The organism is Streptomyces sp. NPDC037054 (assembly GCF_055606745.1).
Genome location: NZ_JBVJSJ010000007.1, coordinates 375,295 through 399,379 on the forward strand (window position 1 = coordinate 375,295; position 24,085 = coordinate 399,379).

The 24,085-nt window shown below is 73.9% G+C and carries 22 protein-coding genes; 17 read left to right on the plus strand and 5 right to left on the minus strand.

What is annotated here, in order from left to right; translation table 11 throughout:
• Nucleotides 1–206: 206 nt before the first annotated feature.
• The gene (locus tag ACZ7D7_RS19570) at nucleotides 207–1,025 is read right to left on the minus strand and encodes a pyrimidine reductase family protein (protein ID WP_470825724.1); all 819 of its coding nucleotides are present in this window, start codon (nucleotides 1,023–1,025) and stop codon (nucleotides 207–209) included.
• Nucleotides 1,026–1,058: 33 nt separating this feature from the next.
• On the opposite strand from ACZ7D7_RS19570, the gene zapE reads away from it, so the two are divergent.
• From zapE to ACZ7D7_RS19625, 11 genes are all read left to right on the plus strand, one after another.
• Nucleotides 1,059–2,168 (plus strand): cell division protein ZapE, encoded by a 1,110-nt coding sequence (gene zapE, locus ACZ7D7_RS19575; RefSeq protein ID WP_470825855.1) that lies wholly within the window; start codon nucleotides 1,059–1,061, stop codon nucleotides 2,166–2,168.
• A gap of 334 nt (nucleotides 2,169–2,502) precedes the next feature.
• Entirely contained in the window at nucleotides 2,503–3,084 is a 582-nt protein-coding gene (locus ACZ7D7_RS19580; protein ID WP_470825725.1) for a carbonic anhydrase, read from the plus strand.
• A gap of 8 nt (nucleotides 3,085–3,092) precedes the next feature.
• Nucleotides 3,093–4,556 (plus strand): SulP family inorganic anion transporter, encoded by a 1,464-nt coding sequence (locus tag ACZ7D7_RS19585; protein WP_470825726.1) that lies wholly within the window; start codon nucleotides 3,093–3,095, stop codon nucleotides 4,554–4,556.
• 126 nt (nucleotides 4,557–4,682) lie between these two features.
• Nucleotides 4,683–5,483 (plus strand): slipin family protein, encoded by an 801-nt coding sequence (locus ACZ7D7_RS19590; protein WP_470825727.1) that lies wholly within the window; start codon nucleotides 4,683–4,685, stop codon nucleotides 5,481–5,483.
• A gap of 88 nt (nucleotides 5,484–5,571) precedes the next feature.
• Nucleotides 5,572–6,954, plus strand: coding sequence for a PhoX family protein (locus tag ACZ7D7_RS19595; protein ID WP_470825728.1), 1,383 nt, complete (start codon nucleotides 5,572–5,574; stop codon nucleotides 6,952–6,954).
• Nucleotides 6,955–7,032: 78 nt separating this feature from the next.
• Nucleotides 7,033–8,550 (plus strand): FAD-dependent oxidoreductase, encoded by a 1,518-nt coding sequence (locus tag ACZ7D7_RS19600; protein WP_470825729.1) that lies wholly within the window; start codon nucleotides 7,033–7,035, stop codon nucleotides 8,548–8,550.
• Nucleotides 8,551–8,634: 84 nt separating this feature from the next.
• Nucleotides 8,635–9,498, plus strand: coding sequence for a polysaccharide deacetylase family protein (locus ACZ7D7_RS19605; RefSeq protein ID WP_470825730.1), 864 nt, complete (start codon nucleotides 8,635–8,637; stop codon nucleotides 9,496–9,498).
• A gap of 28 nt (nucleotides 9,499–9,526) precedes the next feature.
• Nucleotides 9,527–9,709, plus strand: coding sequence for a hypothetical protein (locus ACZ7D7_RS19610; protein ID WP_470825731.1), 183 nt, complete (start codon nucleotides 9,527–9,529; stop codon nucleotides 9,707–9,709).
• 34 nt (nucleotides 9,710–9,743) lie between these two features.
• Nucleotides 9,744–10,460 carry an aminoacyl-tRNA hydrolase gene (locus tag ACZ7D7_RS19615; RefSeq protein WP_470825732.1) on the plus strand — a complete coding sequence of 239 codons (717 nt, stop codon included), beginning with the start codon at nucleotides 9,744–9,746 and terminating at the stop codon, nucleotides 10,458–10,460.
• Between the two features lie 138 nt (nucleotides 10,461–10,598).
• Complete coding sequence (locus tag ACZ7D7_RS19620) at nucleotides 10,599–11,906, plus strand: MbnB/TglH/ChrH family RiPP precursor modification enzyme (RefSeq protein ID WP_470825733.1); 1,308 nt, start codon at nucleotides 10,599–10,601, stop codon at nucleotides 11,904–11,906.
• A gap of 80 nt (nucleotides 11,907–11,986) precedes the next feature.
• Nucleotides 11,987–13,639 carry an alpha/beta hydrolase gene (locus tag ACZ7D7_RS19625; RefSeq protein WP_470825734.1) on the plus strand — a complete coding sequence of 551 codons (1,653 nt, stop codon included), beginning with the start codon at nucleotides 11,987–11,989 and terminating at the stop codon, nucleotides 13,637–13,639.
• On the opposite strand, the gene hemQ is transcribed toward ACZ7D7_RS19625, so the two are convergent.
• On the minus strand, nucleotides 13,640–14,371 hold the full coding sequence (hemQ, locus tag ACZ7D7_RS19630; RefSeq protein WP_470825735.1) for a hydrogen peroxide-dependent heme synthase: 732 nt from the start codon (nucleotides 14,369–14,371) through the stop codon (nucleotides 13,640–13,642).
• Between the two features lie 4 nt (nucleotides 14,372–14,375).
• Nucleotides 14,376–15,830 (minus strand): protoporphyrinogen oxidase, encoded by a 1,455-nt coding sequence (gene hemG / locus ACZ7D7_RS19635; protein ID WP_470825736.1) that lies wholly within the window; start codon nucleotides 15,828–15,830, stop codon nucleotides 14,376–14,378.
• A 157-nt stretch (nucleotides 15,831–15,987) separates the two neighbouring features.
• Here hemG and ACZ7D7_RS19640 point away from each other — a divergent pair, with 157 nt between their 5' ends.
• Both ACZ7D7_RS19640 and ACZ7D7_RS19645 read left to right on the plus strand, forming a co-directional pair.
• Nucleotides 15,988–16,890 (plus strand): DUF4349 domain-containing protein, encoded by a 903-nt coding sequence (locus tag ACZ7D7_RS19640; RefSeq protein WP_470825737.1) that lies wholly within the window; start codon nucleotides 15,988–15,990, stop codon nucleotides 16,888–16,890.
• 27 nt (nucleotides 16,891–16,917) lie between these two features.
• A complete protein-coding gene (locus ACZ7D7_RS19645; protein ID WP_470825738.1) occupies nucleotides 16,918–18,318 on the plus strand; it encodes an FAD-dependent oxidoreductase in 1,401 nt (466 codons plus the stop codon).
• Between the two features lie 21 nt (nucleotides 18,319–18,339).
• Here the strand turns inward: ACZ7D7_RS19645 and ACZ7D7_RS19650 are convergent, their stop codons facing one another.
• Entirely contained in the window at nucleotides 18,340–18,672 is a 333-nt protein-coding gene (locus tag ACZ7D7_RS19650; RefSeq protein ID WP_470825739.1) for a hypothetical protein, read from the minus strand.
• Nucleotides 18,673–18,804: 132 nt separating this feature from the next.
• Between ACZ7D7_RS19650 and ACZ7D7_RS19655 the strand changes: the two genes are divergently transcribed.
• Nucleotides 18,805–19,629, plus strand: a complete 825-nt coding sequence (locus tag ACZ7D7_RS19655; protein ID WP_470825740.1) for a rhomboid family intramembrane serine protease — start codon at nucleotides 18,805–18,807, stop codon at nucleotides 19,627–19,629.
• A gap of 40 nt (nucleotides 19,630–19,669) precedes the next feature.
• Here the strand turns inward: ACZ7D7_RS19655 and hemE are convergent, their stop codons facing one another.
• Nucleotides 19,670–20,737 carry a uroporphyrinogen decarboxylase gene (hemE, locus tag ACZ7D7_RS19660; protein WP_470825742.1) on the minus strand — a complete coding sequence of 356 codons (1,068 nt, stop codon included), beginning with the start codon at nucleotides 20,735–20,737 and terminating at the stop codon, nucleotides 19,670–19,672.
• Nucleotides 20,738–20,879: 142 nt separating this feature from the next.
• Here hemE and ACZ7D7_RS19665 point away from each other — a divergent pair, with 142 nt between their 5' ends.
• From ACZ7D7_RS19665 to ACZ7D7_RS19675, 3 genes are all read left to right on the plus strand, one after another.
• On the plus strand, nucleotides 20,880–21,590 hold the full coding sequence (locus ACZ7D7_RS19665; RefSeq protein ID WP_470825744.1) for a DUF3000 domain-containing protein: 711 nt from the start codon (nucleotides 20,880–20,882) through the stop codon (nucleotides 21,588–21,590).
• A 335-nt stretch (nucleotides 21,591–21,925) separates the two neighbouring features.
• Complete coding sequence (locus ACZ7D7_RS19670) at nucleotides 21,926–22,588, plus strand: response regulator transcription factor (RefSeq protein ID WP_030249151.1); 663 nt, start codon at nucleotides 21,926–21,928, stop codon at nucleotides 22,586–22,588.
• A 144-nt stretch (nucleotides 22,589–22,732) separates the two neighbouring features.
• The gene (locus ACZ7D7_RS19675) at nucleotides 22,733–24,019 is read left to right on the plus strand and encodes an HRDC domain-containing protein (protein ID WP_470825747.1); all 1,287 of its coding nucleotides are present in this window, start codon (nucleotides 22,733–22,735) and stop codon (nucleotides 24,017–24,019) included.
• Nucleotides 24,020–24,085 lie beyond the last annotated feature (66 nt).

Below are 24,085 nucleotides of genomic sequence, written 5' to 3' on the forward strand. Positions count from 1 at the left end.
ACAGGCCCTGCGGAAACCATCCTGCCCCGTGATCGCACGGGTCTTGCCGGACTAAGTGTGCCCGCCGGACGCCAAGCGGAACGGTAGATTCCGCAGTTTTGCGGACGGGTGGTACCGCTCGAACTCGCATCCGGCCAACCACTTGTACCCGCGGATTTCGGTACCAGTCCGTCACAGACCCACTACACGACGGGCACGAGGCGCGCTCAGGCCCGGCGGTAGCGGCTGTAGAGGAACCCGTCCTCCTCCAGCAGCGAGACCAGCGCGTAGCGCTCCGGAATCGTCACGGACGGCCCTCCCGCGATCCGCTGCGCCCCGCCCGCGGTGAGCATCGGCGAGACGGTCAGGCACAGCTCGTCGAGCACCCCGGAGGCGACCAGCTGGCCCAGCAGCCGGGGCCCGCCCTCGGTCAGCAGCCGGGTGTGGCCCAGCTCGGCGAGGGCCCCGACGACGCGCACCGGGTCCACGCCGACGCCGTCGCCGCAGATCACCACCTTGGCGCCGGCCCTCTCGGCGGCGGCGATCCGGTCCGGGGCCGCGGCGGCGCCGGTCAGGACGAGCGTGGGCACGAGCGGCGAGGTGAACAGCGGCAGACCGAAGTCCAGCTCGAGACCGGCGGTGACCACCGCGATCGCGGGCGCGGGCCCCTGTCCGGCCGCCTTCCGCAGGGCCGCGAACTCGGCACGCGCGCGTGCGGGGCGGTAGCCCTCCTGCCGTACGGTCTGGGCGCCGACGACCACGACGTCCGCGAGCGCCCGCAGCGTGCCGAAGATCCGCATGTCGGTCGCGTTGGAGATGGGCTGCGAGCGGCCGTCGTGCTGGGCCGCGCCGTCGAGCGTGGAGACCATGTTGGCGCGCAGCCAGGACTGCCGGCCGCCCGGCTCGGGCTCGGGGTAGGCGTAGGCGGCGGCCAGCTCGGCGAGGCTCCATTCGCGCTCGTCGGCGGCGCCGGTGACGCGGTCTCCGGCCGCCTCGCCCGGGGCGGGGGCCGCTGTCTGGTCGGTCACAGGGAACAGGCGTCGCATTCGTGCAGTCTGGCACGGCGACTACGATGGGGAATCGTGTCGTCCTCCCCCGCCCCAGACCTCCGCCCGCCGGCCGACGTGGCTCCGCTGTCCCTGTGCGCCCGCGAGCCGCACGTCCCCGCGGACCGGCTCGTCGCCGAGATGGTGCCGCCGCCGCGCTTCGACGGCGTCCGGTTCGACACGTACATCCCGGACCCGGACCAGCCGAGCCAGTCCGAGGCCGTCCGGGTGCTGGAGGAGTTCGCGGCCGGGCTCGGCGGGGCGCACGCCTCCGGCGCCGGCCGCCGGGGCTTCTTCGGCCTCGGCAGGGCCAGGGCGCCCAAGACCCCCGCGGGCCCGCGCGGCGTCTACCTGGACGGCGGCTACGGCGTCGGCAAGACCCACCTGCTGGCCTCCCTGTGGCACGCCACCCCGGCCGAGCCCGCGCTGAAGGCCTTCGGCACCTTCGTGGAGCTGACGAACCTGGTCGGCGCCCTGGGCTTCCAGCAGACCGTGAAGACGCTGTCGGGTCACCGCCTGCTGTGCATCGACGAGTTCGAGCTCGACGACCCGGGCGACACGGTGCTCGTCTCCACGCTGCTCGGCAAGCTCGTGGACGCGGGCGTGGCGCTCGCCGCCACCTCCAACACGCTGCCGGGCAAGCTCGGCGAGGGCCGCTTCGCGGCGGCCGACTTCCTGCGCGAGATCCAGGGCCTGTCCGCCCACTTCCGCGCGCTGCGCATCGACGGCGAGGACTACCGCCACCGGGGCCTGCCCGAGGCGCCCGCGCCGTACTCCGCCGACCAGGTGAAGCAGGCGGCGCACGCCACCGAGGGCGCCTCGCTCGACGACTTCCCCGAGCTGCTGGAGCACCTGGCCCGCGTCCACCCGAGCCGGTACGGCGCGCTGACCGACGGCGTGCGGGCGGTGTGCCTCACGGACGTGCGGCCCGTCCCGGACCAGTCGACGGCGCTGCGGCTGGTCGTCCTCGCGGACCGGCTCTACGACCGCGAGGTGCCGGTGCTGGCCTCGGGCCTGCCGTTCGACCGGCTGTTCAGCGAGGAGATGCTGAAGGGCGGCTACCGCAAGAAGTACTTCCGCGCGATCTCCCGCCTCACCGCCCTGGCCCGCGACGCGAAGCCGCTCGTCGAACACCAGGACTAAAACTCCTTTACGCGGCCGATTACCCGACCATCAAGAGCGACTTCACGCCAAACAGGCCGCGCTTTTCACGCTCTCTTCGATACGAAACGTTGAGTTAACCCTGCAAAGGTCTTTGCAGGGTTAACGTGTTTCTTGACCCCCCGTTGACCATTCATTGGCACGCACTAAAACATGCACGTGAGGCGGGAACCGCCGGACGGCCCACAGGTCGTCCCTGTTCACGCCTTCACTCGACCTCCCCATTCGCGTTGACAGCGCGTCAGGTCGAGGCCATGAATCAGTCCGGAATTCACACCGACGCGCTTGAACGCGCGCCAGGAGGAATCACCCACAGATGCAACCCCTCATCGACAACGCCCGTACGTTCGGACAGCGCCCTGAGGAGTTCGCCAAACTCGCCGAGGGCCAGTCCCCCGACGTCCTGTTCATCACCTGCTCCGACTCGCGGGTCGTCCCCGCCCTGATCACGGGCGCCCGCCCCGGCGAGCTCTTCGAGCTGCGCACCGCGGGCAACATCGTCCCGCCGTACGCCTCCGAGCGCCCCACCGGCGAGGCGGCCACCATCGAGTACGCCGTGGAGGTCCTCGGCGTGACGGACGTCGTGGTGTGCGGCCACTCCCACTGCGGTGCCGTCGGCGCACTGGTGCGCGGCGACGACCTGGAAGCCGTGCCCGCCGTGCGCGACTGGCTGGCGCACGCCGCCGGCCGCCCGAGCGGCGTCGACGCGGCCGACCCTGCGGTCGCCGACGCCGTGCAGCACCACGTCCTGGCCCAGCTGCTCCGGCTGCGCTCCTACCCCTGCGTGGAGAAGCGCCTGGCGGACGGCCGGCTGAGACTGCGCGGCTGGTACTACGAGGTGCACACCGGTGCCGTGCGCGAACACCGCGCGGACACCGACGCGTTCGAGGCGCTGTGAGGGACCCGATGAGCCGGTTCCCCCACCTGCGGCAGGACTTCGCCGCCTCGCTCGTCGTGTTCCTGGTCGCCCTGCCGCTGTGCGTGGGCGTCGCCGTCGCCTCCGGTGTCCCGGCCGAACTGGGCCTGGTCACCGGCATCGTGGGCGGCATCGTCGCCGGCATGCTGCCGGGCAGCAGCCTTCAGGTGTCCGGCCCGGCGGCCGGCATGACCGTGCTGGTCTTCGAGGCCGTGTCCGCGTACGGGCTGCCGGTGCTGGGCGTGATCGTCCTGGCCTGCGGGCTGCTCCAGCTCGGCATGGGCGCCCTGCGGATGGGGCGCTGGTTCCGGGCGATATCCCTGTCGGTCGTCGAGGGCATGCTGGCCGGAATCGGCCTCGTCATCATCGCGGGCCAGCTGTACGCGGCGGCCGGCCTGAAGGCGCCCGCGTCCGGCGTCGACAAGCTCCTCGGACTGCCGGGAGCCGCCGCCGACGCCGTAGGCAGCACCGAGGCGCTCGCCTCGCTCGCCGTCGGCGCGGGCACCGTCGCCGTGATGGTGCTGTGGAAGCGGCTGCCGGAGCGGGCGCGGACGGTGCCGGGCGCCCTGGCCGCCGTCGTCCTCGCCACGCTGGCCACGCTCGCGTTCGGGCTGCCGGTCGCGACCGTGGAGGTGCAGGGCCTGCTGGACTCCGTCCAGGTGCCCGGCGTGTCGGCCTTCGGCGAACTGGCCGGGGTGGGCGTGCTCGGCACGGTCCTGGCGTTCACCCTGATCGCCTCGGCCGAGAGCCTGTTCAGCGCCGCCGCGGTGGACCGGCTGCACGACGGTCCGCGCACCCGGTACGACAAGGAGCTGATGGCCCAGGGCGCCGGGAACACGGTGTGCGGGCTGCTGGGCGCGCTGCCCATGACCGCGGTCATCGTGCGCAGCTCCGCGAACGTCCAGGCGGGCGCGAGGACCAAGGCGTCCCGCGTGCTGCACGGCGTGTGGCTGCTGCTGTTCGCGGCGCTGCTGCCGGGAGCGCTGGCGCTGATCCCGCTGCCCGCGCTGGCCGGCATCCTGGTCCACGCGGGCTGGAAGCTGATCCCGTTCCGGGGCCTGGTGGCGCTGTGGCGGGGACACCGCGGTGAGGCCCTGATCCTGGTGGTCACGGCCGTGTCGATCGTCACGGTGAACATGTTCGAGGGCGTCCTCATCGGCCTGGCGCTGTCCGTGGTCAAGACCGCCTGGGAGGCCTCGCACCTGAAGACGGAGGTCATAGACAAGGGTGCGGGACCGATCCAGGTGTACCTGTCGGGCAACGCGACCTTCCTGCGGCTGCCGAAGATACTCGACAGCCTGGAGGCGCTCCCGCAGGACCGGCCCATCGAGCTGGACCTGTCCGGACTGCACCACCTCGACCACGCCTGCCGTACGGCGCTGGAGAGCTGGGCCGAGCGGCACAGCGCGGCCGGCACCGACCCGGTGCGGCTGACCTCCGGGTCCACCGGGTAGGCCGACCGTCCCGTCCGGTCCGGGGCAGGAGCATGGCCCCGGGCCGGGCATCGGGCATATCGTGACATCAGGCGCACCCGTGCCCCGGGCGCGCCGCCCAGCGGACCTCTCGGCAAGGAGGCCGTCATGCTCGAGGAAGTGCTGGCGGCGCTCGCCGCGACCGGTGCCGCCGGCCTGGCGTACGTCGCGGCGGCGGCCCGGATCGTCAAGCAGTACGAGCGCGGGGTGGTCTTCCGGCTCGGACGCCTGCACGGCGACGTGCGCCCGCCGGGGTTCACCCTGGTCGTGCCCGGCGTGGACCGGCTGCGCAAGGTCAACCTGCAGATCGTCACGATGCCGGTGCCGGCCCAGGAGGGCATCACCCGGGACAACGTCACGGTGCGCGTGGACGCGGTCGTGTACTTCAAGGTCGTGGACGCGCCGGCGGCGATCGTGAACGTCGAGGACTACCGCTTCGCGGTCTCGCAGATGGCGCAGACGTCGCTGCGGTCCATCATCGGCAAGAGCGACCTGGACGACCTGCTGTCGAACCGCGAGAAGCTCAACCAGGGCCTGGAGTTGATGATCGACAGCCCGGCGGTGGGCTGGGGCGTGCAGATCGACCGCGTAGAGATCAAGGACGTGTCGCTGCCGGACACGATGAAGCGCTCGATGGCCCGGCAGGCCGAGGCGGACCGCGAGCGGCGGGCCCGGATCATCAACGCGGACGCCGAGTTGCAGGCGTCGAAGAAGCTCGCCGAGGCGGCCCAGCAGATGGCCGACACCCCTTCCGCGCTCCAACTCCGGTTGCTGCAGACGATCGTGGCGGTCGCGGCGGAGAAGAACTCCACGCTGGTGCTGCCGTTCCCGGTGGAACTGCTGCGCTTCCTGGAGCGGGCCCAGCAGCCTGCGCCCGAACACGCCGGGGAGCGGCGCGTCGAGCAGTGACACGTGTTTCTCGCGTGGTTCCCGCCGACAGTCGCAGGTGATAGACACAGCGGGTCATGTTCCTGTCCGCCAGCAGGAAGGTTCCGCCATGTCCGAAAACGACCGTTCCGCGACCCGTCGTCAGGTGCTCGCCCGCACCGGTGCCCTGGGAGCGGGCATCGCGTTCTCCGGGGCCCTGTCCGAGCTGTTCACCGGCACCGCCGCCGCGCAGAACCTCGGTCACACCGGGTACGGTCCGCTCGTCCCCGACCCGAAGGGCCTGCTCGATCTGCCGGAGGGCTTCCGCTACCGGGTCCTGTCCCGCGAGGGCGAGCCGCTGCGTTCCGGTGAGGGCCCGGTCCCCTCCAACCACGACGGCATGCAGGCCTTCGCCGGCAGACAGGGCCGCGTGCACCTGGTCCGCAACCACGAGAACCGCGCCACCGCGAAGCTCGGCGTCCCCACCGTCGAGGGCCTCACCTACGACCCGGCGGCCAAGGGCGGCTGCACGGCGCTGACCCTGGACTCCCGCGGCGACGTGGTCTCCGAGCGGGTCGCCATCGCCGGTACGGCGGTCAACTGCGCGGGCGGGCCCACCCCGTGGGGCACCTGGCTGACCTGCGAGGAGACCGAGGACAAGGCGGGCACCGCCGGCTACGCCAAGGACCACGGCTTCATCTTCGAGGTCGACCCCGCCGACCCCCACCGCACCGGGGCCGTGCCGCTCACCGCGATGGGCCGCTTCCAGCACGAGGCGATCGCCGTCGACCCCAAGAAGGGGGTGGTCTACGAGACGGAGGACGCCTTCCAGCGGCCGTTCGGCCTGTTCTACCGCTTCCTGCCCGAGAAGCCGCTCGGCGGGCTCGGCTCGCTGCGCGCGGGCGGCCGGCTCCAGGCGATGCGGGTGCCGGGCCTGCCCGACCTGTCGTCGGTCCAGGAGACGGGCGCCTCGTTCGACGGCGTGCAGTGGGTGGACGTGCCGGACCCGCTGGCCGCCGAAACGCCCATCCGGCTCCAGGACTTCGGCCCGAAGGGCATCACGCACGCGCAGAAGCTGGAGGGCTGCTACTGGGGCGGGCGGTGCGTGTACTTCGTGTCGTCGTTCGCGCGCAGCGCCGAGGGCTCGGCCGGGGACCACTACGGCCAGATCTGGCGGTACGACCCGGACCGCCGCCGCCTCACGCTGGTGATCGTCTTCGGCCCGGACACGGACGTGCAGCTGCCCGGCGAGTCGCCGGACAACATCTGCCTCGCCCCGAGCGGCGGCCTCATGGTGTGCGAGGACGGCAACGGCGCCCAGCACGTCTACGGCGTCACCCGGCGGGGCGAGGTCTACGAGATGGCCCGCGGCCGGCAGAACATCGGCACCCCCGAGGAACCGGAGTGGGGCGAGTTCGCCGGCGTCACCTTCTCGCCCGACGGCGAGACGATGTACGTCAACTGCTACACCCCCGGCACGACGTTCGCCGTGACCGGCCCCTGGCGCCGGTAGCCGCCGCGCCCGGGGAGTCCGCGCGGCTCCCCGGGCCGCCCCGGAACTGAAACCGCCGGGACGGGGTACCCGGCGGCCATGAGCGACAAAGACCAGGTCAGCGGCTCGTACTGGCTGCGGACGGCAACCGGCGGGCCGCGTCCCGCGCTCACCGAGGACCTCGACGTCGACGTGGCCGTGATCGGCGCCGGAGTGGCCGGGCTGAGCACGGCGTGGGAGCTGACGCGGGCCGGGCGGAGCGTGGCGGTGCTGGAGGCGCGCCGGGTCGCGGCCGGCGTCACGGGCCACACCACCGCCAAGGTGACCGCCCTGCACTCCCTGATCTACGACAGGCTGCGCCGTACGCGCGGCGCCGAGGGCGCGCGGCTGTACGCCCGTTCGCAGTCCGAGGCGGTCGAGCGCATCGCGGAGATCGCCGAGGAGCTGGGCGTCGACTGCGAGTGGGAGCGCCGGGACTCCTTCACGTACGTCTGCGAGCCGGGCCGCGTCGACGAGGTGCGGGCCGAGGCGGAGGCCGCCCGGGAGGCCGGACTGCCCGCGTCCTTCGTGACGGAGACGGGGCTGCCGTTCCCGGTCGCCGGCGCGGTGCGGGTCACGGGGCAGGCGCAGTTCCACCCGCTGAAGTACCTGTACGCCCTCACCGACGACCTGGTGGCGCGCGGCGGGCGGGTGTTCGAGGAGACCACCGTGCTGTCGCTGGACGAGGGCGAGCCCTGCCGGCTGTCGACGGACACCGGCGCGACGGTCACCGCGCGGGACGTCGTGGTCGCCACCCACTACCCGATCTTCGACCGGGCCCTGCTGTTCACGCGGCTCTCCCCGCGCCGGGAGCTGGTGGTCGCGGGCACGATCGGGGCGGACCGGGACCCGGGCGGCATGTTCATCACGCCCGACGAGAACACCCGCTCGGTGCGCACGGCCCCGCTGGACGACGGCCGGCGGCTGCTCGTGGTGACCGGGGAGCACTTCACGCCGGGCACGGGCGACACCCGGGAGCGATTCGACCGGCTGTCCGCCTGGGCGACGGAGCACTTCCCCGGTCTGGAGCCGACCGACGCCTGGGCCACGCAGGACAACGACTCCACCGACACCGTGCCGCTCGTCGGCCCGCTGCACCCGCGTGCCCGGCACGCGTACGTGGCGACCGGTTTCGGCGGCTGGGGCATGAGCGGCGGCGTGATGGCGGGCCGGCTGCTGACCGCGCAGATCACCGGGCAGCCGTGCGCGTGGAGCGAGTTGTACGACCCGCGCCGGCTGCGCTCGACCGTGCGGGAGGCCCCGGCGTTCCTGAAGCACCAGGCGCAGGTCGCGGGCCACTTCGTGGGCGACCGGCTGAAGCCACCGCCGCCGGTGGAGGCGCTGCCGCCGGGCGAGGGCGCCCTGGTCCGCGTCGACGGCGACCGGCTCGCGGTCTACCGCGACGACGACGGCGCCCTGCACGCCGTCTCCTCCCGCTGCACGCACATGGGCTGCCTGGTCGCGTTCAACGCCGCCGAGCGCGCCTGGGAGTGCCCCTGCCACGGCTCCCGCTTCGACACGGACGGCAAGGTGATCCAGGGCCCGGCGACCCGGCCGCTGAAGCGCCGCGACATCTGACGGGGACGCCCGGCCGGGTGAGGCTCACCCACACCCCTACACATTTCCGGCAATCCACACGATCACCGCACATACCTTCATACGGTGATCACATCGGTACGTCGCGTCACCGCCGTCTGCGTCCTGGCCGCCGCCCTCGCCGCCTGCGGCACCGCCGAGGACCCGCGGGACCCCGGGCCCGCCCGCCGGGCGTCGAGCGGCCCGCCCTCCACCTCGCCCGCCGGGCCCGCCGGCCCTCCGACGCTCGCGCCCGGACCGGCGGGCCTGACCCCCGTCTTCGAGAGCGGCCCCCGCACCCGCGGCCGGAGCGTCGCGCTCACCTTCGACGCCGACATGACCGCCGACCAGGGGCCCCGGGCTGCGGCGGGCGAACGCTTCGACAATCCGCGGCTGATCGCGACGCTGCGCGCGCTGCGGGTGCCGGCCACCGTCTTCATGACCGGGCGATGGGCCGAGCAGTACCCCGGCCAGGCCCGCTCCCTCGGCCGGGACCGGCTGTTCGAGGTCGCCAACCACTCCTACAGCCACTACGCGTTCACCGGCGACTGCTACGGCCTGCCGACCGTCGCCGCGCACCGGATGCGGGCGGACGTGGAGCGGGCGTACGAGGCGTTCCGCAGGGCCGGGGTGCCGGATCCGATGCCGTACTTCCGTTTCCCGGGCGGCTGTTACGACCGCCGCGCGCGGCGGGCGCTCGCGGCGGCCGGTGTCACCGCCGTGCAGTGGGACGTCGTGGGCGGGGACGCCTTCGCGACGGACGCGGACGCGGTGGCCCGGCAGGTGCTGGACGGCGTGCGGCCCGGGTCGGTGGTGGTGCTGCACTGCACCCGCAGCGCCGCCCCCGCGACGGAGCGGGCGGTGCGCAGGATCGTGCCGGAGCTGCGCCGCAAGGGCTACCGGTTCGTGAAGGTGTCGGAACTGATCGGCTCCGCCGTGGGCCGGGGCTGACCGGGCCCGATCGGCTTACGCTGGAGGCATGAGTGACGGCGACGACTACTGCCTGATCGACGCGGCCCGGCCGCCCAAGGCCGATGGGCCGCCGTACGCGGAGTGCGTGCTGTGCCGGGAGCCGACGGAGTACCCGGAGTCGTACAAGGGCATCACGCTGTGCCCGGTCTGCGAGTGGCAGGAGGCGCAGCGCACGGCCTGCTCCGGGTGACGCGCGCGGGACGCGGGTTGGCAGACTTGGGGGCGTGAGCGAAGAACCGACGCCCGCGGGCGACAGCCCCTTCCGTCCCGAGCCCGGCGACCGCGACCGGGCGCCCCAGTTCGTGCTGCCGTTGGTCGTCCGCATCGAGCGGGCGGCTCCCCCGGCGCGCACCGACGCCCTGGAGACCGCGGCGCGCGCGGTGCTCGTGATGCTGAGCGACGCGCGCTCGACCGGCGAGGGCGAGTGGGCGCGGGCGATGCGGGACTGGCAGGACGCCCGGATCCGCAAGGTGGTGCGCCGGGCGCGCGGCGCCGAGTGGCGGCGGGCCGAGGCGCTGCCGGGCATCACGGTGACCGGCAAGTCCGCCGAGGTGCGGGTCTTCCCGCCGGTGCCGCTGGACGGCTGGCCCAAGGACCTGGCCCGGCTCCAGGTGTCCGGCACCGAGCTGGACGACCCGGAACCGCCGGTGCCGGCCGACCCGGGCACGCCGGTGCTGTGGACGAGCCCCGGCCTCGGCATGTCGGCGGGCAAGGCGATGGCGCAGGCCGGGCACGGCGCCCAGCTCGCCTGGTGGGAGCTGAACGACGAGGAGCGGGCCGCCTGGCGCGACGCGGGCTTCCCGCTCGCCGTCCGCACCCCCGACGCCGAGACGTGGGGAGCGCTCACGACGAGCGGACTCCCCGTGGTGCGGGACGCGGGCTACACGGAGATCGCCCCGGGCAGCTGCACGGTCGTCGCCGACCACCCGGCGCTGCGCTGACGCGTCCCGGCGAACCTCAAATGTTGCTCTGAACGTCCTCGCCGGGGGGTTCGGTCCCGTCCGGCGGGGTCATACCCCCGTCACGTCCGGGGGACGGCGGGGCGAGCACGGCCGGGGGGCCTTGGGTTGGAGGGGACCATGGAGCGACTGGGCACGGGGATCGGATGGCGGCCGGAGATCGCGGACGCCGTGGAGCGCATGCCGGGCATCGACTGGGTCGAGGTCGTGGCCGAGAACGTCTGCCCCGGGCACCTGCCCGAGTCGCTGCTGCGGCTGCGCGAGCGCGGCGTGACGGTCGTGCCGCACGGCGTCTCACTGGGTCTCGGCGGCGCGGACCGGCCCGACGCCGGACGGCTGGCGGCGCTGGCCGAGCGCGTCGAGGCACTGGGATCGCCGCTGGTCACGGAGCACATCGCGTTCGTCCGGGCGGGCGGCCCGCTGACCGCGTCGCCGCGCCTGGAGGCCGGGCACCTGCTGCCCGTGCCGCGCACCCGGGACGCGCTCGACGTGCTGTGCGAGAACGTCCGCGTCGCGCAGGACGCGCTGCCGGTGCCGCTGGCCGTCGAGAACATCGCGGCCCTGTTCTCCTGGCCCGGCGAGGAGCTGACGGAGGGCCAGTTCCTGTACGAACTCGCCGACCGCACCGGCGTACGGCTCCTCATCGACGTGGCGAACCTGCACACCAACCACGTCAACCGCGGCGAGGACCCGGCCGAGGCGCTGGCCGAACTTCCGCTGGAGGCCGTCGCGTACGTCCATGTCGCGGGCGGCTTCGAACGGGACGGCGTGTGGCACGACAGCCACGCCCACCCCGTCCCGCGGCCCGTCCTCGACATCCTGGCCGACCTGGCCTCCCGGGTCGCCCCGCCCGGCGTGCTCCTGGAGCGGGACGAGAACTTCCCCGAACCGGCGGAGCTGGAGGGCGAGTTGGCGGCCGTCCGGGAGGCGGTGCGGAAGAGTCCGCCGCCGCGCGTAACGGCGCGGGCGGGAAACGGCGTGCCGCGCGGGGCCGAGCCGGTCCCGGAGCAGCCGGGGGCCCGTCAGCGTCTCGGCATCGCGCAGGCCGCGCTGCTGTCCGCGCTGGTCGCCGGGACGCCCGCGCCCGAGGGGTTCGACCGGGTGCGGCTCGGGGTGCAGGCGCGGGCCCTCGCCGCCAAGCGGGCCGGCGTCGTCGCGAAGGTCGCGCCGGAACTGCCGGACATCCTCGGCGACGCGTACCGGCCCGCCTTCCTCGCGTACGCGCGCAAGCGCCCGATGACCGGCGGCTACCGGCGCGACGCCCTGGACTTCGCGGAACACGTCCTGAAGACCGACCGCCGCGAACACGCCGATGCCCGCCGGGAGTTGCGCGACTGGTGGTTGGACCGCGCGGGCCCGGCCCCACGACGGCGCCGCGCCGGCAGCCGCCTGGGCCGGGCGACCCGACGGGTGCTCCTGCGCCGCTGAACCGCGAGCCGACGCCGCCTTCCTCCCGGGATGGGCGAGACTTCCCCTTTGTCGCTGTCGTGCGCCGAAAGGGATACCCGATGAAGAGTGCCGTTCTCTACTCGGCCGCCGGGTCGTTGCTGCTCACGGGCCTCGCCGCCGCCCCGGCCGGGGCCGGTCCCGGCCTGCCGGCGGGTACGGCCGAGCTGCGCGGCACCGAGGTGGCCGCCGCGCGCGCCGCGGCCCGGGGCGTCCACTTCGGCGCGTGCCCCGAGGCCGGGGACCTGCCGGGCGGCATGCGCTGCGGCACGGTGACCGTGCCGCTCGACTACGCGCGCCCCGACGGCGAGCAGATCGCACTCACCGTCAGCCGCGTGCCGGCCACGCAGAAGGACCCGCACAACAGCAAGCACCAGGTGCCCCGGCAGGGCGCGCTCGTTTACAACCCGGGCGGGCCCGGCGCGTCCGGGCTGTACTTCCCGCTCATCGGCTTCCTGCCCGAGTGGAAGCGCATCGCCGCGGCGTACGACCTGGTCGGCTACGCCCCGCGCGGCGTGAGCCCGTCGGCTCCGCTGTCCTGCAAGGACCCCAAGACGTACTTCAAGGGGCCGACGCCCGCCCCTACGCACCCCTCGGAGTCGTACAAGCGGGAGCGCGTCGCGCAGGCCAAGGCGTACGCCCGGGGCTGCGCGCAGCGCGCGGGCAGGGCGCTGCGGCACTACCACTCCCTCAACAACGCCCGCGACCTCGAGGTGCTGCGGGCCGCACTGGGCGAGCGGCGGCTGACGTTCATGGGGGCGTCGTACGGCACGTACTTCGGGGCGCTGTACGCGACGATGTTCCCCGGGCACGTGCGGCGCATGGTGTTCGACGCGGCGGTGAACCCGGACCCGGAGCAGGTCTGGTACCGCAACAACCTCGCGCAGTCGGCCGCGTTCGAGGACCGCTGGGCGGACTTCCGGGAGTGGGTCGCCCGGCACGACGGCGTGTACGGGCTCGGCGCCACCGCGAGCGAGGTGCAGCGCAGCTACGAGCGGGCGAGCGCCCGGCTGGCGGAGAAGCCGGCCGGCGGGAAGGTCGGACCGGGCCAGCTGCAGGGGGCGTTCCTCCAGGCCGGGTACTACGACGACTACTGGCCGCACCGCGCGCACGCGCTGTCGGCGTATCTGAAGGGCGACCCGAAGCCGCTGATCGAGCAGGCGGCGCCGCCCGGCGAGGGCACCGGGGGCGCCGAGGCCACGCGGGCGGCGACCGAGGCGGAGAACAGCACCGCCGTCTACACGGCCGTGGAGTGCAACGACGCGCCCTGGCCGACCGACTTCCGGGTGTGGGACCGGGACAACACCCGGCTGGCGCGCACGGCGCCGTTCGAGACCTGGGACAACGTCTGGACGAACCTGCCGTGCGCCTTCTGGCCCGCGCCCCGGCAGGAGCCGCTCGACGTGCGGACCGCGCCGGGTGAGCTGCCGCCGACGCTGATCCTGGCCGCCGAACGGGATGCCGCCGCGCCGTACCAGGGGGCGCTGGAGATGCACCGCAGGCTGGCGGGCTCTGTGCTGGTGACCGAGCGGGACGCCGGCACGCACGGCATCGCGGGCGGCCCGAACCGCTGCGTCAACGGGCACCTGGAGGCGTACCTGCTTCAGGGGCGGCTCCCGGTGCGGCGCGCGGCGTGCGCACCGCACCCGGAGCCGCGGCCCACGTCCCCGGACGACCGCGCGAAGCGGCGCGGGGCCCTGCGGGCCGCGCCCTGATCAGGCGAGCCCGGCGACCAGCTCGGACACCGACTTGCGGCGGCCGGTGTAGAACGGCACCTCCTCGCGGACGTGCAGCCGGGCCTCGGAGGCGCGCAGGTGACGCATGAGGTCGACGATGCGGTACAGCTCGTCGGCCTCGAAGGCGAGGATCCACTCGTAGTCGCCGAGGGAGAACGAGGCGACCGTGTTCGCGCGCACGTCCGGGTAGCCGCGGGCCATCTTGCCGTGGTCGGCGAGCATCCGGCGGCGGTCCTCCTCGGGCAGCAGGTACCAGTCGTAGGAGCGCACGAAGGGGTAGACGCTCACGTAGTCGCGGGGCGTCTCGTCGGCGAGGAACGCGGGGATGTGCGAGCGGTTGAACTCGGCGGGGCGGTGCAGCGCCATGTTCGACCACACCGGCTCCAGGGCGCGGCCCAGCTTCGTACGGCGGAAGAGGTTGTACGCCTCCTGGAGCTGGTCGCTGGTCTCGGCGTGCCACCAGATCATGAGGTCGGCGTCGGCGCGCAGCCCGGACACGTCGTACGTGCCGCGGACGGTGACGTCCTTGGCGGCGAGCTGGTCGAACAGCTCCTGGACCTCGTCGGCGTACCCGGCGCGGTCCTCGGGCAGCACGTCCTTCAGCTTGAAGACGGACCAGAGCGTGTAGCGGATGACCTCGTTGAGGTCCTTGGCCAGCTTGCCCTTGTTCGGGATCCGGTCGGCGGCGGGGGTGGTGGCGTCGTCACTCATGCCCTCATTCTCCCGCTCCTCCGTGCAGGCTCTGCACCGGGTTGGCGGTGAGCTCCTGCACAGCGCGCGGGTCGCCGAGGATCTGGTCGGCGGCCGCGTTGGCGCTCGCGACGCAGGCGGGGATGCCGACGCCGTCGTACACCGCGCCGCACACGGCGAGGCCGGGGAGCCGCGCGACGTGGGCGCGGACGCGGGCCACGCGCGCGTGGTGGCCGACGGGGTACTGGGGCAGGCCGTCCGTCCAGCGGGTGACGCGGGTGGCGACCGGGTCGGCGGTGAGGCCGGTGGCCTCGCGCAGGTCGTGCCGCGAGACGGCCACCAGTGCGGCGTCGTCGCGGCCGAGGATCTCCGTCTCGCCGTACCGGCCGACGGAGGTGCGCAGCACGAGCAGGTCCGGGTCCTCGTCGGCGATCCAGCCCCACTTGCGGGAGGCGAACGTGGACGCCTTGATGGTGCGTCCGTCGACGGGCGGCACGAGGAAGCCGCTGCCCTCGGGCAGGCCGGCGTCCGCGCGGCGGTAGGCGAGGGTGATCAGGGCCATCGAGGCGTACTCGACGGCGGTCAGCTCGGCCGCGGCGGCCGGTGCCTCCTCGCGCAGCAGCGCGGCGGCGGCGGGGGCGGGCACGGCCACGACCACGGCGTCGGCGCGCAGCTCCCGGTCCCCGGCGGTGATCCGCCACCCGGCGTCGGCCGCGCGCCGCAGCCGCGTCACGCGCGTGCCGGCGAGGATCTCGCCGCCGCGGGCCCGTACCGCGTCGGCGACGGCGAGCGGCAGGCTTCCCACGCCGCCCTCGATGCCCATGAACACCGGTCCGGTCCGCTGATTCGCCGCGGCCTTCGCCTGGATCTCGCGCACGCCCTCGGTGAGCGAGGTGTGCGTGCGCGCGGCCCGGTACAGCTGCGGGACGGCCGAGCGCATCGAGATGCGGTAGGCGTCGCCCGCGTACACCCCGCCGAGGAGCGGTTCCACGAGGCGGTCGACGACCTCGCGGCCGAGCCTGGCCGCCACGTAGGCGCCGACGGCCACGTCGTCGCCGACCTCGGTGCGCGGCAGGTCGGCGTCCCGCTCGATCCGGGCGAGCCCTTCGTCGGACAGGACGCCGGCGAGGGCGGCGGCGCTGCCGGGCACGCCCATGACGTGGCCCTTGGGCATGGGGCGCAGGGCGCCGCGGGTCCAGATCGAGGCCGTCGCGGTGGCCGGCGGGGTCAGCCGGTCGGCGAGGCCCACCTCGCGGGCGAGGTCCACGGCCTCGGGGCGGCGCGCCAGCATCGACTCGGCACCCAGGTCGACGCGGACGCCCGCGATCTCGCCGGGCAGCAGCTTGCCGCCGACGCGCTCCGAGGCCTCCAGCACGGTGACCCGCGCCCCGCGCTCCAGCAGCCGGTGGGCGGCGGCGAGACCGGCGATGCCGGCCCCGACGACGACGACCTCTCCGGCGCCCGTAGGTGATCCGCTCATGGCTCCACCTTCTCAAACGGCACCGACGGCCACGCGGGCCGCACCGCCCTCGGCCCGAGTCCCGACCGTGACCCGTTCGGAACCGTTCCGCGCCAACGTCCGGGGGTCTCGCGGCGTCGTAGGAGCGTCAGTCGGTTCACGACCCTGGGGGCTTGCCATGCACGCACGACGTTCCACCCGACCGGTCCGGGCCCTGGCCGGGGTGCTGCTGGCCGCCGGCCTCGCGCTCACCGGATGCGGCGGCGCCGCCGACAGCGGCGGCAGCAGCGCCGACAAGGCCGCCGTCGGGGAGGCCGGCTCGCGGGCCGACGCCAAGGAGGGCGCGCCGGGCGCCGGCTCCCGGGCCGACGGCGCCGCGGCGGGCGAGGCGCCGAAGGCCCCGGCGAACCCGAGCCGCGTCATCCGGACCGCGACCGTCTCGGTGCAGGTCGAGGACGTGCCGAAGGCGCTGGAGGAGGCGCGGGCCACCGCCGGGGACGCGGGCGGTTACGTCGGCAGCGAGACCACCACCCACGACGGGGGCCACGAGCACACGCGGGTCGTGCTGCGGGTGCCCGTCGACCGGTACGAGGCGGTCCTCGCCGAGCTGGAGGGCGCGGGCAGGCTCCTGGAGCGGACGGCGAAGGCGCAGGACGTCACCGACCAGGTCGTGGACGTGGACAGCCGGATCGCGTCGCAGCGCGCGAGTGTGGCGCGGATCAGGGAGCTGATGGAACGGGCCACGAAGCTGAGCGACGTGGTGACGCTGGAGGGCGAACTGGGCGCCCGGCAGGCCGATCTGGAGTCGCTGCTCGCCCGGCAGGCGTCGCTGAAGGACCGCACGAGCCTCGCCACCGTCACCCTGTCGCTCTCGGAGCGGCCGGTGAAGCGGGCGGCGAAGGACGACGAGCCCGGTTTCGTGGACGCGCTCGCGGGCGGCTGGGGCGCGTTCGTGACGACGCTGCGCTGGATCGTGGTGGCGGTCGGCGCGGTGCTGCCGTTCGCCGCGGCGGTGGCGCTGCTCGCCCTGGTGTGGCTGCGGCTGGTGCGGCCGAGGCTGCCGCGCCGTCGCGCGGAATGACATGTCCTTCTCCCGTAGCGTGTTCGCATGGTCATGAGCCGTGCGAGGGGTACGAGAGAACGTCTGGTCGTGATCGGCGCCGACGCCGCGGGGATGTCCGCGGCGTCGCAGGCGCGCCGGCTGAAGGGCCCCGACGAGCTGGAGATCGTGGCGTTCGAACGCGGCCACTTCACCTCCTACTCGGCGTGCGGCATCCCGTACTGGGTGGGCGGTCACGTCCCCGGGCGGGACCAACTGATCGCCCGTACGCCCGAGGAGCACCGCGCGCGGGACATCGACCTGCGGATGCGGACGGAGGTCACGGAGATCGACGTGGCGGGCGGGCGGGTACGCGCGCGTGACGTGGACTCCGGCGGCGAGTCCTGGACGTCGTACGACAAGCTCGTGATCGCCACCGGGGCCCGGCCGGTCCGTCCGGACCTGCCCGGCGTGGACGCGCCGGGTGTGCACGGGGTGCAGACGCTGGACGACGGGCAGGCGCTGCTGGACACGCTCACACGCGCGCGTGGCCGTCGCGCGGTCGTCGTCGGCGCGGGCTACATCGGCGTGGAGATGGCGGAGGCGCTCATCGACCGCGGCTACGAGGTGACGGTCGTCAACCGGGGCTCGGAGCCGATGTCGACGCTGGACCCGGACATGGGCCGGCTGGTGCACGAGGCGATGGAGGGCCTCGGCATCACGATGGTGAACGACGCCGAGGTCACCGGGATCCTCCTCGACGGGGACGGCCGGGCGCGCGCGGTGGCCACGGCGGACGCCGAGTACCCGGCGGACGTGGTGGTCCTCGGCATCGGCGTGCGCCCGGAGACGTCGCTCGCGGCGGCGGCCGGACTGCCGCTGGGCGCGCACGGCGGGCTGCTGACGGACCGTGCGATGCGGGTGCGCGGACGGGAGAACATTTGGTCGGGCGGCGACTGCGTGGAGGTCCTGGACCTGGTGTCCGGGCAGGAGCGGCACATCGCGCTCGGCACGCACGCCAACAAGCACGGTCAGGTCATCGGCACCAACGTGGGCGGCGGCTACGCCACGTTCCCGGGCGTGGTGGGCACGGCAGTGAGCAAGGTGTGCGACCTGGAGATCGCGCGTACGGGCCTGCGGGAGAAGGACGCCCGCCGCGTGGGTCTGTGTTTCGAGGCGGTCACCATCGAGTCGACGAGCCGCGCGGGCTACTACCCGAACGCCTCGCCGATGACGGTGAAGATGCTCGCCGAGCAGCGCACGGGCGTGCTCCTCGGCGTGCAGATCGTGGGCCGCGAGGGCGCCGCCAAGCGCGTCGACGTCGCGGCGGTCGCCCTCACCGCCCGGATGACGGTGGAACAGATGACGGCCCTGGACCTGGGGTACGCCCCGCCGTTCTCGCCGGTGTGGGACCCGGTGCTGGTGGCGGCCCGCAAGGCGGCGAAGCGCATCCAGGACGGCGGCCGGTAGGACCGGCGCGGCCGGGCGGCATCAACCCGACTGCGCCGCCGTGCCGTTGATGCGTTCGATCGCCTGCCGGGCCTGTTCCGCCGGTGGCCTCGGCGGCAGCGACGACACCGACGCCGGGGCGGAGGCGGCGGCCGGCTGCTCGCCGGCGGGCCGGGCGTGGGCGGCGGTCCGCGCCGAGCGCAGGCGGTGGCTCACCGCCTCGTCCAGCGTCACCGGGCGCTGCGTCTGGGACGCCAGCCGCGCGGCATCCTGGCCGAGCCGGGCGACGTCCTCCCAGGGCAGGCGCACCACGAGCGTGAGCTCCGCCTCTCCGTCGGGCAGGGCGTGCATCGTGGGAGTACCTCGGTCGTTCATCGCCTGTCCTCACGTCGTCGCCGCGACCGCCTTCCCCGTGCCGCGGGCGGTTGAGGAGACATACGGACACCCGTACGGACGCGTTCAGCGCCGGCGCCGATTCGCCGGCGGCGACACGGGCACTAGTGGGGTGTGGTCATCCCGGTCCATGACGTGAATCCGGCGCGGCGCACCCCGTGGGTGACGTACGCGCTGCTCGTGGCGAACATCCTGGTGTTCGTGTTCACTCCTGGCGTCGTCGGCTCGCTGACGGGCGAGAGCAGCCTGGCGCAGCTGTGCCACCTCCAGGAGTTCCTGGACCGGTACGCGGTGGTGCCGCGCGAGCTGATCCACCATCACATGCCGCGCCTGGTGCCCACGGGCGAGGTGGGCGTGGGCCCGCGGGGGCCCGGCTGCGTGGTGGGCCCGCCGGGCTACGACAAGTCGCCGGAGCTGAGCGTCCTCACGGCGATGTTCCTGCACGGCGGCTGGCTGCACCTGCTGGGCAACATGCTGTTCCTGTGGATCTTCGGCAACAACATCGAGGACCGCATGGGCCACCTGAGGTTCCTGCTGTTCTACCTGGTGTGCGGCTACGCGGCGTCGTACGGCTTCGCGCTGCTGAACGACGGTTCCGGCGACCCGCTGATCGGCGCGTCCGGGGCGATCGCCGGGGTGCTGGGCGCCTATCTGGTGCTGTATCCGCGGGCCAGGGTGTGGGTGCTGGTGCCGTTCCTGGTCTTCCTGCCGCTGCGGCTGCCCGCCTGGATCGTGCTGGGTCTGTGGTTCGTGCTCCAGGCGCTGTACTCGTCCGGCGCGGGCGTGTCCGCCGCGGGCACGGTGGCGTACGCGGCGCACGTCGCCGGTTTCGTCGTCGGCCTGCTGATCGCGCTGCCGCTGCGGCCGGGCACCACGCCGCCCCCGGAGCCGCCCGGCCTGCTGTTCGGCAGGCGGGCGCGGCCCCGTCACCCGTGGTGAACCGGCGGGCGGGCGGCGCGGGTCGGCGTGCGGTGCGGGGTCAGCGGGCGGTGCTGGTGTGCACGTGCTCCACGAGACGGGTCAGCGCGTCCGGGTCGGTGGACGGCATCACGCCGTGGCCGAGGTTGAAGACGTGGCCCTCGAGACCGGCGGCGCTGCGGAGGACCTCCTCGGTCTTGGCCTCGACGGCCTCGCGGCCCGCGAACAGCACGGTCGGGTCGAGGTTGCCCTGGAGCGCCTTGCCGGGGCCGACGCGGCGGGCGGCCTCGTCGAGCGGGACGCGCCAGTCGACGCCCACGACGTCCGCGCCGGCCTCGCCCATCAGGCCGAGCAGCTCGCCGGTGCCGACGCCGAAGTGGATGCGCGGCACGCCGTACGCCTCGACGGCGCGGAACACCTTCGCGGAGGCGGGCATCACGGAGCGCCGGTAGTCGGCGGGGGCGAGCGCGCCGGCCCACGAGTCGAACAGCTGGACCGCGCTCGCGCCGGCTTCGATCTGCACCTTGAGGAAGGCCGCCGTGATGTCGGAGAGGCGGTCGAGCAGGTCGGCCCACAGCTCGGGGTCGCCGTACATCATGGCCTTGGCGTTCTCGTAGGTGCGGGAGGGGCCGCCCTCGACGAGGTAGCTGGCGAGGGTGAACGGGGCGCCCGCGAAGCCGATGAGGGGCGTGGCCCCCAGCTCGCGGGTCAGCATGCCGACGGCCTCGGTGACGTAGGAGACGTCGTCCGGGGTGAGGTCGCGCAGCCGGTCGAGGTCGGCGCGGGTGCGGACCGGCCGCTCGACGACGGGGCCGACGCCGGGCTTGATGTCGAGATCGACGCCGATCGCCTTGAGCGGGACGACGATGTCGCTGAAGAAGATCGCCGCGTCCACGCCGTGCCGGCGCACCGGCTGGAGGGTGATCTCGGTGACCAGGTCGGGCCGCATGCAGGAGTCGAGCATCCCGATGCCCTCGCGGACCTTGCGGTACTCCGGCAGGGAGCGCCCGGCCTGCCGCATGAACCAGACCGGAGTGTGCGGCACGGGCTCGCGCCTGCACGCCTTGAGGAAGGCTGACTCGTACGTCGCTGTCGGCTGCTTGCCCGTGGGGCTTCCGTTGGCACTCACGACGGAAAGTCTCCCACGGCCCCGGAACGGGAGCGGCCACGGGCGTCCGGGCGGCCGCTTCGGCCGCTTTGTACATCACGTACATCACGCCACCGGGTGTCTTGCCCTGCGCGGAGCCCCCGTTCCCCTTAATCTTCCCCGCATGGCTGCGGCTCAGGGACGACTGTCGGACGGCACTGGCGGAATGGACGAACCCAAGGACCCGAAGGACACCAAGGACTCGAAAGTCGCGGAGCAGGCCGGGGAGGGCGACCGGCAGGCGGCCGCCGCCCCGTTGCCCTTCAGGGCGGCCGTGGACGCGTTGCGGGCGGCGCGGCTGCGACCGCAGGTGGAGGTGGAGCCGACGCGCCCGCCGCAGCGTCTCGCGCCGTACACGTACGCGCTGGAGGCGGCGGTCGTGGACGGCGACCAGGACCTGGCGGACGGGCGCCTGGTGCTGCTGTACGACCCGGCCGGGCACGACGCCTGGCGGGGGACGTTCCGGCTGGTGACGCTGGTGCGCGCGGAGCTGGAGCCGGAGATGGCGGCGGATCCGCTGCTGCCGGAGGTGTGCTGGTCGTGGCTGACCGGGGCGCTGCAGGCGCGCGGGCTGACGTACGGCGAGCCGAGCGGCACGGTGACGCGGGCGAGTTCGCACTACTTCGGCGGTCTCTCGGCGCGGCCGCCGGCGTCGCAGATCGAGATCCGGGCGTCCTGGACGCCCCGTGAGGGGCTGGGCGGGGTGCCGGACACCGGGGCGCACCTGGCGTCCTGGTGCGATCTGCTGGCGCAGGTCGCGGGGCTGCCGCCGGCCGGTCCGGGCGATGCGTCGGTGGTGACGCTGCCGCAGCGCAGGGGGCCGCAGTCGACGTGATCCCTTCCTGAGTACGCCGCGGGCGTACGGGGCGGTCGGTACCGCCTCGTACGCCCTTTCGTTTTGCCTCGCCCCGGCGCTCCTTCGCGCCCGGCTCACGAACCGTCACTTTGTCGATACGGCCACTTTCGGACGCGTTGCGACGCGGACCGAAACCGTTCGGTCTTCGAATGATCGATCGCGTGTCCGAATTGCACGGATTGTTACTCACCAGATCGTGATCATTCTCTAAAGGCCCAGAGGTTTGCTGCCGAAGACGACTGTGACCTTGAAAGCACGGTTCGTACCGGCTACACCCCCACGAGCCGGCCCCGTCCCGCACCCCAGGAGGCCTGGTGTCCGTTCTCCTCGAGCAGCCCGCAAGCCTGGTCGCCTACCGCCCGAACAAGCCGACCGCCATGGTGGTCGTGGCCGACCCCCGCGTCCGCTCCACCGTCACCCGCCACCTGTGGGCGCTCGGTGTCCGTGACGTCATCGAGGCCTCGTCCGTCGCGGAGGCTCGTCCCCGCATCGGCAACCCCCGCGACATCTGCGTCGCCGACGTCCACCTGCCGGACGGTTCCGGCCTCACCCTGCTGTCCGAGACCCGTGCCGCGGGCTGGCCCAACGGCCTCGCCCTCTCCGCGGCCGACGACATCGGCGCCGTGCGCAACGCCCTCGCGGGCGGTGTGAAGGGCTACGTCGTCACCGGCACCCGCACCAACATCGGGCTCCCCACCCGACCCGGCGCCGCCCCCATCGGCGCCGCCGCCGCCCGCCTGCACCGCCGCCCCCCGGGTGCCCCGAGCCACCCGGGCGGCTACCGCGAACTGTCCGGCCGCGAGGTCGAGGTGCTGCGCCTGGTCGCGGAGGGCCAGTCGAACAAGGCGATCGGCGTCTCCATGGGCCTGTCCGCCCTGACCGTCAAGAGCCACCTGGCCCGCATCGCCCGCAAGCTCGGCACGGGCGACCGCGCCGGCATGGTCGCGGTGGCCCTGCGCACCGGCATCATCCACTGACCGCCCACGTCCCGCCCTACCCCACGCGGACCACGACGCCGTGAACGCGATCCGTCCCTGAGCTGTCCTGTTTACGACCCCGCGGCGCCCGCGGAGGGAACGTTCCCTCCGCGGGCGCCTTCCGCGCACGGATACTCTTGACATGTGACCGACGCCCACGAAACCGCAGCAGACAGTTCACTGCGAACCACCGGAGGCGCTCCTCCGGACGACGACGGATCTTCTGCTACGGAGGCGCCGATCCCCTTGCTCGAACCCCGTGAGGGCATTCCCCCCGTGGTCGCGGACGACGCCGCCCTCGCCGAGGTCGTCGCCGCGTTCGCCGCCGGGTCCGGCCCTGTCGCCGTCGACGCCGAGCGCGCCTCCGGCTACCGCTACGGCCAGCGCGCCTACCTCGTGCAGCTGCGCCGTGAGGGCGCCGGCACCGCGCTGATCGACCCCGTCGCCTGCCCCGACCTGTCCGGCCTCGGCGAGGCCCTGTCCGGCGTGGAGTGGGTGCTGCACGCCGCCACGCAGGACCTGCCGTGCCTGCGCGAGATAGGGATGATGCCCACCCGGCTGTTCGACACCGAGCTCGCCGGACGGCTCGCCGGGTTCCCGCGGGTCGGCCTCGGCGCGATGGTGGAGAACGTCCTCGGCTACGTCCTGGAGAAGGGCCACTCGGCCGTCGACTGGTCGACCCGGCCGCTGCCGGAGCCCTGGCTGCGCTACGCCGCGCTCGACGTCGAACTGCTCGTCGACCTGCGTGACGCGCTGGAGAAGGAGCTGGACCGGCAGGGCAAGCTGGACTGGGCCCGGCAGGAGTTCGACGCGATCGCCTCGGCGCCGCCGCCCGAGCCGCGCAAGGACCCCTGGCGGCGCACGTCCGGCATGCACAAGGTGCGGCGCCGGCGGCAGCTCGCCGTGGTGCGCGAGCTGTGGCAGACCCGGGACCGCATCGCCCAGCGCCGGGACGTGTCGCCGGGCAAGGTGCTCGGGGACGCGGCGATCGTCGAGGCCGCGCTGGCGCTGCCGGCGAACGTGCACGCCCTCGCGGCGCTGAACGGCTTCGGCAACCGCATGGGGCGGCGCCAGCTGGAGCAGTGGCAGGCCGCGGTGGACCGCGCCAAGTCGCTGACCGAGGCGCAGCTGCCGCAGCCGGGGCAGCCCGTGACCGGGCCCCCGCCGCCGCGGGCGTGGGCCGACAAGGACCCGCAGGCCGCCGCGCGGCTGTCGGCGGCGCGGGCCGCGGTGACGGCGCTGGCCGAGGAGCTGAACATGCCGCAGGAGAACCTGATCACGCCGGACACGGTGCGGCGGGTGTGCTGGGAGCCGCCGGCCGTCATCGACGCGGAGTCGGTGGGCGCGGCGCTCGCGGGCCACGGCGCGCGGCCCTGGCAGGTGGAGCAGGTGACGCCGGTACTGGTCACGGCGCTGACCGAGTCGGCGTGAGCACGGCCCGGGGATACCGCGCCCGCCGCCGCACCGAAGCCGAAGCGGTGCAGGAAGCTGCAGGAA